The organism is Aquibacillus sediminis (assembly GCF_005870085.1).
Lineage (GTDB): Bacteria > Bacillota > Bacilli > Bacillales > Amphibacillaceae > Aquibacillus_E > Aquibacillus_E sediminis.
The window spans coordinates 106,023-122,558 of sequence record NZ_SZNM01000004.1 but is presented as its reverse complement, the minus strand read 5'-3'; the positions used below and the strand labels follow the sequence as shown (position 1 = coordinate 122,558).

14 protein-coding genes and 1 pseudogene are annotated in these 16,536 nt (G+C 35.8%); all 15 read right to left on the bottom strand.

Annotation, left to right across the window (positions count from 1 at the left end):
• Positions 1 to 3: 3 nt before the first annotated feature.
• Entirely contained in the window at positions 4 to 639 is a 636-nt protein-coding gene (locus tag FCI53_RS05805) for a DUF4129 domain-containing protein (RefSeq protein WP_138416765.1), read from the bottom strand.
• A 42-nt stretch (positions 640 to 681) separates the two neighbouring features.
• Entirely contained in the window at positions 682 to 1,602 is a 921-nt protein-coding gene (locus FCI53_RS05800; protein ID WP_138416763.1) for a hypothetical protein, read from the bottom strand.
• A gap of 180 nt (positions 1,603 to 1,782) precedes the next feature.
• Positions 1,783 to 2,949: a TraB/GumN family protein gene (locus FCI53_RS05795; protein WP_138416761.1), complete on the bottom strand. Its 1,167-nt coding sequence runs from the start codon at positions 2,947 to 2,949 to the stop codon at positions 1,783 to 1,785.
• Positions 2,950 to 3,263: 314 nt separating this feature from the next.
• The gene (locus FCI53_RS05790; protein WP_138416758.1) at positions 3,264 to 3,710 is read right to left on the bottom strand and encodes a DUF5392 family protein; all 447 of its coding nucleotides are present in this window, start codon (positions 3,708 to 3,710) and stop codon (positions 3,264 to 3,266) included.
• Positions 3,711 to 4,438: 728 nt separating this feature from the next.
• Complete coding sequence (locus FCI53_RS05785) at positions 4,439 to 5,614, bottom strand: DHH family phosphoesterase (protein WP_138417219.1); 1,176 nt, start codon at positions 5,612 to 5,614, stop codon at positions 4,439 to 4,441.
• 153 nt (positions 5,615 to 5,767) lie between these two features.
• The gene (locus FCI53_RS05780) at positions 5,768 to 6,103 is read right to left on the bottom strand and encodes a thioredoxin family protein (protein ID WP_138416756.1); all 336 of its coding nucleotides are present in this window, start codon (positions 6,101 to 6,103) and stop codon (positions 5,768 to 5,770) included.
• A gap of 256 nt (positions 6,104 to 6,359) precedes the next feature.
• The gene (locus FCI53_RS05775) at positions 6,360 to 7,166 is read right to left on the bottom strand and encodes a YitT family protein (protein ID WP_138416755.1); all 807 of its coding nucleotides are present in this window, start codon (positions 7,164 to 7,166) and stop codon (positions 6,360 to 6,362) included.
• A gap of 288 nt (positions 7,167 to 7,454) precedes the next feature.
• Positions 7,455 to 8,675, bottom strand: a complete 1,221-nt coding sequence (locus FCI53_RS05770; RefSeq protein WP_138416753.1) for an MDR family MFS transporter — start codon at positions 8,673 to 8,675, stop codon at positions 7,455 to 7,457.
• Positions 8,676 to 8,798: 123 nt separating this feature from the next.
• On the bottom strand, positions 8,799 to 9,785 hold the full coding sequence (locus FCI53_RS05765; RefSeq protein WP_171038080.1) for a DUF4003 family protein: 987 nt from the start codon (positions 9,783 to 9,785) through the stop codon (positions 8,799 to 8,801).
• Positions 9,786 to 9,851: 66 nt separating this feature from the next.
• Complete coding sequence (cydS, locus tag FCI53_RS22175) at positions 9,852 to 9,938, bottom strand: cytochrome bd oxidase small subunit CydS family protein (RefSeq protein ID WP_425457157.1); 87 nt, start codon at positions 9,936 to 9,938, stop codon at positions 9,852 to 9,854.
• A 30-nt stretch (positions 9,939 to 9,968) separates the two neighbouring features.
• Entirely contained in the window at positions 9,969 to 10,982 is a 1,014-nt protein-coding gene (locus FCI53_RS05760; RefSeq protein WP_138416749.1) for a cytochrome d ubiquinol oxidase subunit II, read from the bottom strand.
• A gap of 10 nt (positions 10,983 to 10,992) precedes the next feature.
• A complete protein-coding gene (locus FCI53_RS05755) occupies positions 10,993 to 12,327 on the bottom strand; it encodes a cytochrome ubiquinol oxidase subunit I (protein ID WP_138416747.1) in 1,335 nt (444 codons plus the stop codon).
• A gap of 632 nt (positions 12,328 to 12,959) precedes the next feature.
• Positions 12,960 to 14,015, bottom strand: coding sequence for a M42 family metallopeptidase (locus FCI53_RS05750; protein ID WP_138416745.1), 1,056 nt, complete (start codon positions 14,013 to 14,015; stop codon positions 12,960 to 12,962).
• A 229-nt stretch (positions 14,016 to 14,244) separates the two neighbouring features.
• Positions 14,245 to 15,426, bottom strand: a complete 1,182-nt coding sequence (locus tag FCI53_RS05745; RefSeq protein WP_138416743.1) for a GT-D fold domain-containing protein — start codon at positions 15,424 to 15,426, stop codon at positions 14,245 to 14,247.
• 18 nt (positions 15,427 to 15,444) lie between these two features.
• Positions 15,445 to 16,482, bottom strand: a pseudogene (locus FCI53_RS21785) (polysaccharide pyruvyl transferase family protein); the annotation flags it as partial.
• Between the last annotated feature and the right edge of the window lie 54 nt (positions 16,483 to 16,536).

Below are 16,536 nucleotides of genomic sequence, written 5' to 3'. Positions count from 1 at the left end.
CTCTCAAGAATCATAATCCTGTTGTTCGATCCAGCTCCTAATCGTATTTCGATAACGAACGAATGCTTTTTTTTCAATGATTTGTTTTCCATATGTTACTTGATCGAAAACCAAGGCAATACGAAAAAAATGTTCCGCCTTTTTTTGGTCAATACCACGGATCTCTTCATAATATTCCTTATTCGTTTTTGTATTTTGGGCTTCAATGAATTGCTTCTCATCTAGATAAAGTAATAATGCTACAAATAAGTGTCTAATAGCAACAATATATTGTTGTAAATTTTCTTGCTTATCCGCCTCTGTTAAATGGTCTTTATATGTCCATTCTTTCTGACCAATCGAATGTAAGGCTTGATGATCATAGAAACTTCGCTTTCGTCCGATGGTACGAACCCCAATAATGCCAGCAATGATTACACCTAACAAAACTATAATAGTGACAATAACTAGAATACCTTGGGCAAAAGTTGTCGATTGCTCTAAGGAATCAAACCAGTTATTCAGTATATCTACTAGCCAGCTTTTAGCATTATCCCACCATATTTGAATGAAGTTGCGATCATCCTGATAATAGATTTGATATTCACGTTGATCAAGTATCTGTTCTAATTCATCCCTAGCACGATTCATTTCAACCATTCTTTTTTCACCAACATTCTCTCGCAAACTTAATCTATATTTCTATCCTTTGTTTTGATCCTGATAATCAGCCATCATTTCTTTTAAATCACCTGCATCATTTCGTACTTTAACATCAAAATACATCACTGCATAACCAACTGCAAAGATCATCGACGTAAACAAAGAAACGATATTTAATATAATCGTATACAATACACTATTTCCCAACACAAGCATAACCGGTACTTCCACAGCAACACTAATGATTCCAATAATAATAGCAAGGACAAGATACAATCCAAATAAGAACCATGTTCGCTTATGGGTAAGGCTCCAACTTTTCCCTAATCCCGGTGCAGCTCCATCAAATGCTACACTCGCAAGAAAGAAACTCCAACGTGTAAATAACAAACCAATCGTAATCACTAAGCCTATTAACAATGGAATTGCAATGATAAAACCCACAGCAGCGTGTAAAAACGAACCTGTAACAGCTGCAATCGTAATCATAATGATTGGTATAACCACCATCCCAAACACCATCAACATGACAACGATGCTACTACCAACAATAGGCCAAAACCTGGAAAACGCTTTTTTAATGACACCTTTAACTGTAAAGGTTTCTCCTTTTTTTATGTCATTCACCGCATATAAAATCGATACCTGTGCGATTGCTAATAAAATGATACTAAAAAAACCTAATACCATCGTCCCAAATTCTGCAGCTAGACTCGTAGATGCGGCTGGATCATCAGCAAAACTAGTGGTAACTTGCTCAAACCAATTCCCTCCACCACTACCAACTTGCCTTAAAAAGTTAGTACCTGAAGCTAAGTTTATTAATGCTTGTAAAAGATAAACTGGTCCAACTAAAATTAGTAATATCATAAAGAAGTTTGAAAAATGACTTTTTGCTAAACGAAATGTCGTATCAAGAATTTCTCCAAATCCCTTCGGCCGATTAAGCTGTTTATTCATGTTTATTCCCCCTCGATGAAGTTCTATCTCATTTTATCATTATTCGAACAATTCTAGAAATGATTATATTGGATAAATGGCTACAATAATAAAGTATACGTTTCTTTTTCAATTAAGATTCAGTTTTATCATAATGGAAAAGAGGATGTCCTATATAAAGAACATCCTCTTTCCTTCTGTTTATATATTTTCAAAGAATAGTCGAAGAACATCCGCTCCCCCAATGAAAGTACCTAATGAACTTCCAATGTTAGCCAGCACAACGATTAATAATATTCGCGTTACTTTGTTATTCCAGAATCCCTTTACATGATGGACATCTTCTGCAAGATTTTCAAAGTCAGCAACATTTGGTCGTCTTACTAAAGCCTGTACTATACCCGCAAACCAGCCAGCAGCGATTAAAGGGTTTAAAGATGTTAATGGCGCGGCTAAAAATGCTGTTAAAATCGAAAGCGGATGACCTAGAGCAATTGCTGTCGCAACTGCAGAAAAAGAACCATTCCATAAGATCCAACTAAGCGTTTGTTGCCAGCCTGCTGATGGATTCACAAAAAAAGTATAAGCGATAATCGAAACGATTATAAGGGGGATTGCCCACCCAATTACCTTAGGCAGTTTCGATTTCGGTGGAACTTGGTTTAATTCGTTTAAATCATGGTCTTTATATATTTCTTTAGTAATCCCAGGTACATGAGCAGCCCCTAATACAGCAACAACTTTGTCACCTTGAGCCTGTTTAATTTTTTGAGCTAAATATTGGTCACGTTCATCGATTAATGGCTTTTTCAGCCTAGGAAAGCTGACAGTCAATTCATCTAGCATGGAATCTAGCATATCTTGAGATTTCATTTTTTCCATTTCTTCTTCTGTGATGGTTTCATTACTAAAAATACTAAATATAATTTGCATAAGCAGTTTCACTTTCCCCCAAAAACCGACTCCATGCCATATTCGAGCAAACGTAATTTGAATGTTACGATCTGCAAGTACTAATTCTGCATCAACTTCTTTAGCTGATTCCATCCCTTGGATCATTTCTTGACCAGCATTAATTCCAAATTGTTTGGCCATTCGTCGTTGGAAAGAAGAAATAGCAAGGTTCATTAATAGTAATGTGGCTTTCTTTTCTTTTATCACCTTAAATATATCCATGTCTTTCCACTGATTTCCACTAACAATCGATTGATAACGTTGTTCATCAAGTTCAATACAAACAGCATCTGGATTCTCTGCTTCAATGACTTGTTTTACTTGTTCTGCACTTTGTTTGGAAACGTGTGCAGTTCCGATTAGAATCATTTCCTTTCCATCTAAGTTGATGCGAGTAATTCCCTGTTCTGACATAGACTACCTTCCTTTTGTTTGTTAATACAAGATCGTACTAGTGAATACAGTTAACTATTTATTAGATTAATAACACATTCTACTATAAACGTTATAAAACTAAAAAGCTATAAAATTTTTGGTAAAAAATGAAACTTCACTCAATGTTTTTTTGCTCTTCCACCACTGAGTGCTAGTACCACAAGGGAGACCCGCAGGCCCTTGAACAAATCGAGGGGGTAAAAGTGGAAGTTTACTCCCACTTAAACAATTTCGTTTCCTATCCTGTTATGAAGTGGAAGTCCTACGGGCGGTTGTAGCGGGACAAATATATCTTACTCATACCAATTGCTTTTATTTTCTTCTTCAGACAAAAACTGAACAAAATGAGTAAATGCTGCGATTGGATGTTGCTTAATCTTCTGAGTATAATCCTGTTTCCGTTGTTCAGAAAGGATATGGCTTTTTTTTATTCGTTCGATCATATATTGATTCGATAATTGTTTGATTTGTTCCTTTTTATATTTACTTTCTTTTCTAAGTGCTAAACCAATAGCTCCTAACAACCCATAAACAATCAGTAAAGCAAAGATTTGCTGGTTGTAATCTGTAAAAAATAATAAAAAGATAATATTAAAAACGGATACGATCAATAGCGGGATACTAAGTAACACATATAGCGATCGTTTCTTTATGATTGGATGGATTAGTTCTTGGATATTTTCTAACTCCTTTTGTACATGCTTTGGTACTTTTTGAACATGATAATGAAAGTTACTCATACTATCCACCCTTTATTCGAGTAATTAATAAACCCTATAAGGAACAAGCTATGTCACACCTTATTAATATGCTTTTCAAGAAAATACAGACACTCTTCATGTATAATATTCTAACATTATATGAATATTACAGTCATGTCAAACTATCTAGCACTAAAGTTACGTTTGTTATGTTAGAATTTTTAATCAAAAGCAAATCTAGTTCCATCGTCAAGAAGCTTTTCCAAATGGACCTTTCCAACGTGGATGGTAATCTCACGAGGCAAAATTAGCTCTTAGTTAAACAGTAATCTAAAGGGAATAGTCATACTATTAGTGCAGCCTGGCAAAAATATTAGTAGAATGAAGTAAAGGTTATGCCAAAAATCCAGCATAACCTTTACTTTTATCTATTGTATTTAATCGATAAGTCATCGATAAGTCATCGATAAGTCATCTAAGGTAACGAGTAGCATAGAATCAATATCAGCGAATTTGCAATCCAAAGTGTTAGCCAACTAAGTATGGACGCCCTATTATTGTAGCGTGATCCCCTGGGAATTAATCGATAATTAACAAAAATCATACAATGCAGACAACTTTTTTAAATTTGCTCTATATGAACACATCCAATTCACTGGATACAAAAAAGATTAGATTGTCCCAATTCCGTTTTATACGCTATGTTCTATTTCCTGGGCAACCGCAGATATCGACTGCATTCCTAATGTTTTGCGTTAGGGCTCCTATTATTGCCCTTTCACTTGTTCCATTAAATATTGGACAAAAGCATCATCCCGTTCCATCCATACCTGTTCGTTACGTTTCAAAAATCTTTCTGCATCCTCAAAGTTCGTATAAATCTGTTCCATATCATGATTGTTTCTTTCTACCTTCCATTTCTCGTTTGTAGGGTAGATTAAGAATTTGTCATTCTTTTGATTTCTATAAAGTGTTCCAAAAGATGACTGTTTCTGATTGAAACGGTTCCGTTTGGCATCTTCCCTTAGGTGTTCTTGTTGGAAGGTTTCGATAACAAACTGCTTAAAGGCTTCATCAGTCATCGTTGCACCTGATGCTTTCTCATGCCCTCCACCTCCATAATATCCAGCTATTTCTGAAACATCTACATCATCATGGATGGTACGAAAGCCCATACGTTTTCCGCTTATATTCAGGATGACAATGTAATCTAGATGTGGATATTCCTTTCCCAGTTCATTCCCAAGTTCCGAATGATAGGATTCAGCATATACCACACCTGCGTATTTATTATTTAATTCCACCTGTGTTACTTGACGCTTCTTTCTATTGATATACCGTTCAATTTTTTGTTCCTCCATTTCGAGGATTTGTTTTTCAAAAGTGTCAAATTCAAAATGTTCATCACTACTTAGTTTATTGATCATTTTGTCTACAAATTCATCAATGGAGATAAGAAAAAATAATGTATTTAGCCGTTTTGCTTGTAGGTTATTATTTCTCTCCCACTCCCATGTATCGTATTGTCTAACCAATTCCACAAACTCATCGATAGCTTTGGAGGGGGTTATATGATTGTTTGAGAGTAGATATTGATATAATAAAGAAGTAGCTGAAGTTAACCTATTTTGTTCATCTTCTACCTTGACACTTCCCCATTCATATTCATTAAAATGTAATGCGGTTTTATGATGGTCAAGTAATTGCACTTTTCCTCCGCCTTGATAAAATGTTTGCAACTTTTTCTCATTTTCTTCATTAACCGATAAATCAGTGATTAACAAGAATGTGTCGTTTTGATCATTTTCTAAAAAATATTCTACTTCTCGATTAAGACTTCCAATCGAGTTATAACGAACTTGGACTTGGTTATCAAAGGCTATCTTTGCTAATATACCGCAACCAACCCCATCTAGATCATTATGTGATAACAATTTATACATTTCATTCACCTCACTTCTAGTATCCGTACTAGCCATTAATTTATCCCTTATGTAACTAAAAGCAAGCCCCCACTATTTAGATTTTCACTTCACAAAATTTCCTAACAAAAACAGCCTGTCATCTCCACCCGTGAAAATAACTGGACTGACTCTTCATTGTGTTACATTACGATAAATTTTATTTATTTTTTGATCCAATGTATCAACATGAACAAAACGGGCTTCACGTAAATGTTCTTTACCATCCACATATAAAATTAATACTGGTACCGTAAAGATGGACAGTCGACCAGCTACCTCCTCGACATCATCCACATTAATATGCGCTAACTTTATGTCAGGATAATTCAACATTAACTCCTTTATTTGTGGCAATAGCGCATGACAAACACTACATTGAGTTCTTGATAAATAAAGAAAACTCATTTTTTGACTAGATATAAAACGATCCATTTGTTCCAATGTCGTTATCTGTTCCATTTCACGCATTGCTTCACCAACTTTCAAATCTTTTTTAAAAGCTGTTGCTGAGAAAAAATGTTATCAACCTAAACAAAGATTAACTGCTTTTCCTTTTACAATAAAGTGAAACTTCACTCAGTAGGGTTTTTACCAACCAATCGACCCAAAACAACAAATCACTTCCGCTTATCCATCTCCGTTTCATGTTTTAAGTGGGGGTTTATAGAAAAACAAGATAGGCCCTTCCATTATCATAACTCATTTGAACATTTTCATTATATGTTTAGTCTTTCGCAAATTCTCCATCTACTTCTACTGTTTTGAAAATATTAATAAATGCTTTTTGATCATGAGCACGAACAATCTGTTTAATTTGCATCGTTTCATACCTTGTCACAACCATCATTAATATTTGTTTCGACTCATTGGTATAACCCCCATAACCATCCGTAATCGTGATTCCGCGATATACTGATCGGAGCAATTCATTACGTATTGCTTCGCCTTCGGTTGTGACGATTTGCATGGTTAATTTTATATGGTTCGTATGGACTGTATCAATCAACTTACCTGTTAGATAAATCGATAAAAGGGTATAAAGGGCAATTTCCCAACCAAAGATCGTTCCCGAAATAACAACAATCACACCATTCATCGCTGTTAATAACAGTCCAACACTCACATTGCTTGATCGCGAAATAATAATAGCTAAAATATCTAAACCACCTGAAGTTCCTGAGTACTTCAATAATAACCCAATCCCGATCCCACTGATTACTCCACCAAAAATAGTGGAAAGAAGGATGTTATCAGTAATTGCAACCACTGGAAAAACGTATAAAAAAAGTGATAAAGCAATCACAAACCCGATTGTATTGATGGTGATTGTCTTCCCTAGCTTCACAAAACCTAAAATAATTAATGGTAAGTTAAGTACAAAATTCATTAGTCCCACATCAAACGGTGTAATTAACCCCAATAAAATCGCAATTCCACTCACACCACTACTTAAGATTCCATATGGGACAAGAAAAAAATTAAAAGCAAATGCAATGATTATAGCCCCAATAATAACAATAAAATATTTCATTTCACCCCTCCACTCACAAAGCCAAACTAAAGATAACCATTTAATCAAATACGTCCTTTTTGTTTTATTATCTTTATAGACAATCATTAGTATGAACAAAAAAACTCACCCTAATAAAGGATGAGCGGATGATATCGTTACCATCACAAGAAATAAAAAACGATATGATTGTTCATAATTTTATTCTCATCTTACAATAATAGGTAAAAATAATTTAGCATTGTCAATAAGTCAAGTCAATAAGATTTGCTAATCACATCCAATTCACAAAATTTAGAATGAAAAAACTCACATTCCCTTCCACCAAGAAGGAGAATGTGAGTTTGCTAGTTTTTTTGCGGTGACTCTAGATGTCACTGGCCATGTATAAAAGTAGGTCGACACATAAGGAATGATATACAAGCCAATGATGATCATAAATAGTAAATGGATATTATATTGGTCTACGATAAACCCACCAAAAACCGGTCCAAGCATTTTCCCTGCTGTTGAAACACTATTAATAAATCCTTGGTAAAAGCCTGCCCGACCTTTTGGTGCCAGAGCATTTGCGAGCGTAGGAACTGCCGGCCATACAAACATTTCCCCAATCGTTAACGTGATCATTGCTAGCATAAAGTCCGTAAATACTTCAGCCGATAATAACTGAATAAATGCAAATATAAAAATCGTATTTCCAACATAAATTTGGATTTTTGGTTGATCAATTCGTTTGGTTACCATTTTTAATAATGGTTGCCCTAACACAATTAGTGCACCGTTCACGGTCCAAAGTAAACTATACTGATTAATTGGTATACCTAAATCTTGTGTATATGGTGCGATGGTTGATTGCCACTGGACATAACTAATCCAACAAATCAAAAAACCAACACTAAGTATCATTAATGCAATAAACGATGATTTATCTTTAATAGGTTTGGTTTGGTCTAAAACTGTTGAATAAGTTTGGGCATTGGTTTTCTTTCCAAGTTGTTTGTAACCAAAAAACGCAAATAAAAAGAAAACAATAAATAATACCCCATTAGCAATAAAAATATAGGAAAAGGAATATGCAGCAATAAACCCACCGAGTGATGCTCCTAGTGCAACACCTAGATTTTGTGCTACATAAATAGCATTGAACGCTCGCCTGCCACCTTCTGGCCACACCGAACTCGCCATGGCATAAACTGCAGGGATCGTTACACCCGAGCCAAATCCAATAAACATTAGAGCAATCGCATAAGAAACAATATCATTAAATACGGCAAGAAAAATGGCCGATAGCATTGTAATAAGCGCACCACTTATAATCGTTTTGTAACCGCCTAATTTATCAAATAACGTACCACCAATTAAATTACCAACAATCGCTAACCCTTGATTAAACATTAAAATCAACCCTGCAAAAGCCAATGATTTTCCTAGTTCATTGTGCATGTAAATGGTATTTAATGGCCAAATAAAGGAGGCGGCCGTGACATTAATCGCGGTACCTATGACTAATAACCAAATATGCTTTGGCATTGTACTTCATCTCGCTTTCAGGTAAATGTGCAAGGAAAAATAATAAGCGATTTTTAGATAAAGTACAATACTTTAAGTGAAAGTTGGAATTTTCATTTTATTCAAATGCTAGGATGTAAAAGGTCATGATCCCCCACTACTTGACGATGCTGCAGCTGTTGTTCCGGCCATTGTTGCAATAAGTGCGGCCTGTTGTGCTTGGAGGATTGTCTCGATTGTTGTAGCCATACCTGTTTCCAACAACTGACTATCTTCTGTGTGTGTACTAATAACAAAATTAACTGCCATTCTGAAATTCATATCTTTATGCCATTTTAATTTTTTCTCTTGATCCAATTGGTCTTTCACCTGTAGTATGTCACGGATAACATCGTCACTAGGATTCACCAAACTAAGCATCCCTACTTCAGGATAAAATTTCGGTTTAATTTTTTCACCCTGCATGCGGAATGCATCTATCATCTGTTGGCAGCGATCCATTAATACTTGTGAATTGTTTGAAGTATCCAGCGATAAGATATGACTTAAAAACTGTAGATCATTCCCTTTCCGCAACCCTTTGTCGTGCAATTGATGATAGAAATACTCCATCCTTTCAATTAATTCCTCCACTCCTTTTTCGTGATTTGCAAGCATCGCCACTAATGGATAATCACTACTTGATGTAAGAATTCCATGTTCTTTTTTCATTGCCTTATAAATCTCCATCGCCTTTTTCACAGCTGTCTGAGGATCCATTTCTTGATTTGAAAGTAGTACAAGTGCTGCTATATACGTAAATGCACCCCGACTAAATCGGTGACTTACTAACAAATCATATAACTCCATCATTTCAGAAAACTTATTCTTTGGATCTTGATAGCGAACATCTAACATTGCAGCTGTTGTGAAACGCTGATGTGATTTTAAGGTTGAAAACATCCCTACTTCTCCCTTAATATGATTACTCAACTGATTAAACCGTTGAAAGTCAAAACCTTTTTTATTAATTACATAACTGGCAGCAATCATCATTTTGACGTTATCATCCATCAATTTCCATTTTAGTTCTCGTCTTAACTGATGGAATAAACTGACATAATCCTTTATTTTATTTTGCAACTCATTCATAACCATTTCTCCTCTGGTTTTTTGCCATTTGTCAACTATACGAGCAAGTGATCATAAACGTTTCAATTAATCCTTTAATGCTAACCAAAATGCCGCAGCAATTGACGCAAAAAGGACAAGAAATGGTGCGTAAAAATGTAGAAAATCATTCATGAGGGAGTCCTCCTCCTTTAATAATCTTCATTAGCGATTCCCTTGAACATAATCTTTGTTAAATAAAAATAATCTCAGTAATAAATATAAGGAAGGGACTAATAAACAAAAACCAGCTATGAATGCTACAATTAAAGCAACCGCCATCCCTTCACTCGTGAAGCTATCATAAATGGTTAAATACGGATACAACAAATAAGGATAATGAGAAATTCCGTAAGCAAAAAAAGCAACAAAAAATTGGCCTACTAACATAATGAATGCCAACCCATAACGCATGCGCTTTGCTACTAAATAAACGGTACTAATAAATAGTAAAAAAGATATACCAAACAATGGCCACAAATCTACCAACCGCTGGAAATGAATAGGGTTATGTGTACGCATCTCGACGATGATCCCAGTTGCTGTAATAATTGCGGGTACAGACCAAATAAGTGCATATTTTCTTAATAAATTAGTAGCTAGGTGGTCACCTGCTTTGTTAGCATACCAAGTCAAAAATACCGCAGAAATATACAAAACAGATGTTAGACTTAATACGACGATACTCCAGGTTAACGGGCTTGTGAACAGTTTCCAGTAATCAAGGGAGATCCCCGATGGAAGTTCGTTGACAAAACCACCTTCTGAAATCGTTAGGACAATCGATAAGGATGCAGGGATAAATAATCCTGATAAGCCGTATAAATAGGTCCAACCATTATGACGTAGTGACCCGTATGTCGTAAACGCATAATACGAACCACGTATCGCTAGTAGGACAATCGCAATACTAGCAGGTACTAATAATGCCGTTCCATAATAATATGCTGTTTTAGGAAAGAAACCAACGATCCCAACAAAGAAGAATACTAAAAAGACATTGGTCACTTCCCAAACCGGGGACAGATATCGTTGAATAATACGACTTAGGATATGTTGTTTGTTTGTCCAAACACTATATGCATTGAAAAAACCTGCACCGAAATCAATTGAAGCGACAATGACATAACCAAATAAAAATAACCACAATACAGCTATCCCAATAATTTCATACGTCATCCCTTTTCACCTACCTTTTCTCCTGTCGATCTTGAAGTTCTTGTTCTACTGGATTATTTCGAAACATCCTCTTAAGAACAATCACACTACCTATTCCTAGTACCAAATATAGACCAGCAAACAACACTAACATCGTATCAACTTGATCATTGGTTGTTGCTGCCTCAGACGTCCTCAATAACCCACGGAGTACCCACGGTTGACGTCCTACTTCGGTTAGCCACCAACCTGCTTCAATCGCTAACATCGCTAACGGCCCACTAGCCACTATCAACCAGCGGAAACCTCTCGAATGGATGAACTGACGTTTCGTCCACACGCCAACAACATAGATTAGCGCAAGCACTGCTAGCCCCATGCCAATGGTCACCATTAAATCAAATAAATAGTGTATATAAAGTGGGGGTATTTCATCTTCAGGAAATTGATCCAACCCAATTACTTCCGCGTTGGGGTTGCCATGAGCTAATATACTTAACCCATATGGTATCTCAATGGCATACTTGACTTCATTTCCATCTTCTAACACACCATATAATAGAAGCGATGCGCCTTCCTCTGTCTCAAAATGCCATTCATATGCCGCTAGTTTTTCTGGTTGATATTCGGCTAAATACTTACCAGAGAAGTCACCGATAACCGCTGCAGCAATCGAGAAGACAAGTGCAATTTTCATCGTTAGAAATAATGCCTTTTTGTGATACTGATGATCAGACCCTTTCAGAAGACGAAACGCACCAATCGAAGCAAGTATAAATGCTGATGTCATGTATGCGGTAGCCAATACGTGCGCTACTTTGGTAGGCATTGCTGGATTTAACATTGCCACAATTGGTTGTACATTAATTAGTTCCCCGCCAGCAAATTCAAAGCCCTGTGGCGTATTCATAAATGCATTTACAATTGTAATAAACACTGCTGAGAAAGACGCACCAATTGCAACTGGTACAAGTAATAATAGATGTTTCTTCTGATTTTCAAATCTGTCCCACGTATATAAATAAATACCCAAAAAAATTGCTTCAAAAAAGAATGCGAATGTTTCCATAAATAACGGCAAAGCGATGACGTTGCCGGCTAACTCCATAAAATTTGGCCATAACAAGGAAAGCTGCAAACCGATAGCAGTTCCTGTTACTACCCCAACCGCGACTGTTATGACAAAACCTCTTGTCCATCTTCTAGCTAGTAATATGTAATGTTCATCTTGCTTCTTAATTCCGATCCATTGGGCAATAAAAATCATGAGCGGAATTCCGACGCCAATGGTTGCATAAATAATATGAAACGATAACGTTAATTCTGTTAATACACGACTAAAAAATACCGATTGTTCATTTCCCATAATATATACTCCTTTTTAACCTGAAAAAATACGACCGATTAATGATAGCCCCATAATAATCGCAACGGCAAAAGTTAACCACATCAATCCTTTTTCATGTTTTCGATACACAACCTTCGCTCCTCCTTTTTTATGAAACACTGGTACTATGTCTATTCCATCATGTAATGAATTAAAACATGTTCATGAATACACATTTTATCTTTCCCAAAGTAAAGCCAATCATAAGTACAAAAAAGTAGTATTTATGATTATTTTGTGACTTATTAATAAGCCAATTCAGAAGTTAGCTTTGTAGGATAGACGTTTCGGGGTTATCACTGGCGATTGAAGGCGGATTCTCATTCCGCTAATTAGCAAAATTCCTTGGATTTGTGAGACGAAGCGGATTCTCATTCCTCTATGTGCCAATTTTTCAGCTATTTACCTACTTTTAGTTCTATTAGTGGAATCACGAACCGTTTCCCCCTATATTGAAGCACTCTTTGTTGAAATAACGGAACCACAAACCGTTTCATCTCTCGAAGTAGGCCCTCACTCGGCTACCTGTAACATCGGACAATCATTCACAGAACAACAACGCAAAAAAGATGCTATTCCAACAATATGGAATAGCATCTTTTTTTATGGTTTTAATAAGAAACAAGTTCAGATTGCACATAATGATAGAGTAGCTGCTCGGTTTGTTCTAAAGATTTTTCGTGTGTGCGTTCAAACGCATGAGACGAATCAATTCCAGGGCCAATCAGGCCATGGATAATATCATTGCCCGCACGAATTGCTGCCGATGCATCAGAACCATAGTATGGGTAGATATCAAGTTGATAACCGATATCATTTTTCTGTGCTAGATTGACAAGATTTTTTCTTAGTTCGTAATGATATGGTCCACTCGCATCTTTCACACAAATGGAGACCGTATATTCATCGGTCGATTGACCATCACCCATCGCTCCCATATCAACCGCTAAATATTCCACGGTCTCTGGTGTAATATTGGAGTTACCGCCATAGCCTATTTCTTCATTATTCGAAATGAGGAAATGCGTCGTGTATGGTAATGTAATCTCTTCTTCTTTGATACGTTTAATTAGTTGCAAAAGAATTGCAACACTTGCTTTGTCATCCAGGTGACGTGATTTAATAAAACCGTTTTCTGTTAATTTTACACGTGGATCAAACGAGACAAAGTCACCAACTTCAATTCCAAGTGCACGAACATCTTTAGCATTTTCCACTTTTGCATCAATTCGAACTTCCATGTTTTGTTGATTTCGCTCCGCTTTACCCGCGTCTTTATACACATGGACAGATGTCTGATGCATCAAGATTGTTCCGGTAACGACATCCCCATTGGAAGTTTGAATTTCACAATATTCGCCTTCAATGGAGTTGTATTTAAAACCGCCAATCAAATCTATTCGAAGACGGCCATTGGATTTCACTTCTTTTACCATTGCACCAAGTGTATCAACATGTGCTGTTAGCATACGGTGCTCTTGGGCATTCTCTCCAGGGATGGTTGCAATCAATCCCCCCTTACGATTACGCTTTGTTTCCACACCAAGATTTGCTAAATGGTCTTCCACAAATTGAATGACCTTTCCCGTATTTCCAGATGGGCTTGGAATCGATACAAGTTGTTTTAGTACTTCTTTTGTTTCGGTTACATTTGGATATGTATTCATGGTTATTACTCCCTTTCTTTGCACTATCTGTTTTATTTTATCGCTAAATAATTGGTGGTACAAAGATAGTGCCTATTTATTTAAGAACAAGTAATAAGCACTTGATTAATTGATCAACTTCATTCTTCAAAGTAATCAAAAAGCTAAGCAAATGTGCCACATTATCACAAATACTTAGCTTTTTAATTCAGTAATTTCCCGCGGTCTTCAGCTCTTTTGAACTATTTTCCTACTTTTGATCACGATATATCTTATTAAAAAATACTCTATTTTGTTGAACACTTTTGTTATTAGGATCAATCTGACCAGCTTTTTCGTTATGGTAGCTTGCCCTTTCAACATTTCCCAATTCCCAATAACAAAGTGAAAGTCGAAGGTGAGCGATAACCTTTGTAGTAAGTTGATTTGTAATCGTATGATTAAGTGCCTGTTTATACCAATATATTGCTGTCTCAAAATCTTGACGAATAAAGTAATAATAGCCAACTTGACAACAAGTATCGATATCCATATTGTTTTTTTCCAAAGACATAATCGGGTGATTACCATCTAATAAAACATCTATTGAATGTCCGAAATCAATCGCAACTTTTTGTTTTTTTGCAAGCATTGGACATATTAAAGTCGCTGGAATACCCGCTGACACTAGGGCAACATCATATTGATATGATTCCGCTTGTTCGATCACATTTGACACTTGCTCAATCCCTTGAACAGGGATATTTCCAACAATATTTTTATAACCATATTGCTGAAAATGACGTTGCGCTTCTTCCATCCGGTTACCTATTAACAAAACCTTGTAATTTTGCAAGAGTTTATTTAAGATCGTAGTATATTTCACTAATTCAAAATTAATAATAGAACTTGTTAAAGGCATTTTAGACAAATCCCATTGATGATAATTGGCTAATTTGGTAAAAAGATTTTGGAAGGTGGGAAATCGGGCTTTTGGTATACCTATCACATCTGCTTGTCGTAATTTATTTAATAGTTGATCACGTGCTTGGTGATTTGGTACTTGAACACCTGCATAAGATAAAAATTTAAGTCGTGGTTCATCGTTTATTACTTCACTTGAATGGAGGACATCATGTGATAGGAATAAAAGTTCGCCATCACCAAGACGAACCACTGAATATCCATTTTTTTGTGTTACTGCTGTCTCAATTTCTTCAGCCACTTCTTGCGCATTTTTTAAATTTATTTTGTGGTCTTTCAATGCATCTATTCCAGCAGTGATAATTTCTTCAATATTGTATGGTAAAAACTGGTGCCTATTTAAATTGTCCTCTACTAGCTTATCTCCGCCGTAATATAACCCCTCTGCTGCAATATTCTTTGTATTCCCACACTCAACATGTCCAAACTTCTTCAACTTTTCCCATTCTTCACTTGAAAAGTTATGCAAAATCGTTCCTCCTTTGTTTTAAAGAAATAGATGTTTGTCAAATGGTTCATCTAACCGTTGAGTATAGAAAGATAGTTGTTCATCCCTTTGCGCTTTAAATTTTAATCGGTCCATACTAATTCTATTTTCTAGTTTTAATATCTTACTTTTAATATTTCTATCATCGGTTGCTACTGCGAAAGGTTCTAAATTTATAGAACTAGTAAAATCAAACACTTTAAATCGATAAGCAAGAGCAATAAACGGAGTTCCTGCAACATATGAGATGATATTCGCATGTAATTTGAAATTTATCGTAAAATCAAAGTGAGACATTAATTGTACCAATATATTTTGATCGTATAAATTCGTATCCATGATCACATTTCCTGGATCATTAAGTTGTTCATATAATCGTTTAATTGCAGGAATATCTTGATCCCAAACGGTGTATAAATAAATTTTATATCCTTTCTCGATTAGTTCTTGAATGGAGTCAACTAATTGTAATTCAACATGTGATTCATTGCCTCCGAAGACATGATTAAATGACGTACCCCAATTTATTCCAACTATCTTTTGTCCTTTAAACGGCAAGATTAACTTTTCTACAAAATCCACTTCTTCATTTTCTTTTGGTAACAGTAATCCAGGGTCGCCGCTAACCATTATTTTGTTTTCTTTTGCTCCCATTTGCCTTAATATTTCATAAGTTAACGGTCCTCTTACACCGACGAATTCAGCATGATCAATTACTTCCACAAGCTTTTGTTGGATATTTCTTGAAAAATAACGATCAATATTAATGGATTTTTCAGCTTGCAACAATGAGACATCTTCCTGTTGAATCAAATCCATACCCGCTCCCCAAATCATTACTTTTTTTCCTTTCTTTATCGCCTTATAAAGTACTGGTGTGTTGTTTTCACAAATAATCGATCCTCCACCCAATACAACGAGATCATATGCATCTATATTAAATGCTGTTGATGGCTTACGGATCGTCCCCTCAACTTCCCAATTTTCATCTCCAAACAACGTATCAAATTTCTCCTTAAAAATGTGCCACATTAACTCGTCTCCGAGATTGTTATGGCCAATCCATCCAATATATAGGATCTTTCTTTTATT

What these genes read in the sequence shown, in the direction of transcription:
- FCI53_RS05805 (WP_138416765.1), bottom strand. Translation starts at nt 639, where the DNA reads ATGGTTGAAATGAATCGTGCTAGGGATGAATTAGAACAGATACTTGAT.
- FCI53_RS05785 (WP_138417219.1), bottom strand. Translation starts at nt 5,614, where the DNA reads ATGTATAAATTGTTATCACATAATGATCTAGATGGGGTTGGTTGCGGT.
- cydS (WP_425457157.1), bottom strand. Translation starts at nt 9,938, where the DNA reads ATGAATGATTTTCTACATTTTTACGCACCATTTCTTGTCCTTTTTGCG.
- FCI53_RS05790 (WP_138416758.1), bottom strand. Translation starts at nt 3,710, where the DNA reads ATGAGTAACTTTCATTATCATGTTCAAAAAGTACCAAAGCATGTACAA.
- FCI53_RS05800 (WP_138416763.1), bottom strand. Translation starts at nt 1,602, where the DNA reads ATGAATAAACAGCTTAATCGGCCGAAGGGATTTGGAGAAATTCTTGAT.
- FCI53_RS05770 (WP_138416753.1), bottom strand. Translation starts at nt 8,675, where the DNA reads ATGCCAAAGCATATTTGGTTATTAGTCATAGGTACCGCGATTAATGTC.
- FCI53_RS05760 (WP_138416749.1), bottom strand. Translation starts at nt 10,982, where the DNA reads ATGACGTATGAAATTATTGGGATAGCTGTATTGTGGTTATTTTTATTT.
- FCI53_RS05750 (WP_138416745.1), bottom strand. Translation starts at nt 14,015, where the DNA reads ATGAATACATATCCAAATGTAACCGAAACAAAAGAAGTACTAAAACAA.
- FCI53_RS05795 (WP_138416761.1), bottom strand. Translation starts at nt 2,949, where the DNA reads ATGTCAGAACAGGGAATTACTCGCATCAACTTAGATGGAAAGGAAATG.
- FCI53_RS05780 (WP_138416756.1), bottom strand. Translation starts at nt 6,103, where the DNA reads ATGCGTGAAATGGAACAGATAACGACATTGGAACAAATGGATCGTTTT.
- FCI53_RS05775 (WP_138416755.1), bottom strand. Translation starts at nt 7,166, where the DNA reads ATGAAATATTTTATTGTTATTATTGGGGCTATAATCATTGCATTTGCT.
- FCI53_RS05765 (WP_171038080.1), bottom strand. Translation starts at nt 9,785, where the DNA reads ATGAATGAGTTGCAAAATAAAATAAAGGATTATGTCAGTTTATTCCAT.
- FCI53_RS05755 (WP_138416747.1), bottom strand. Translation starts at nt 12,327, where the DNA reads ATGGGAAATGAACAATCGGTATTTTTTAGTCGTGTATTAACAGAATTA.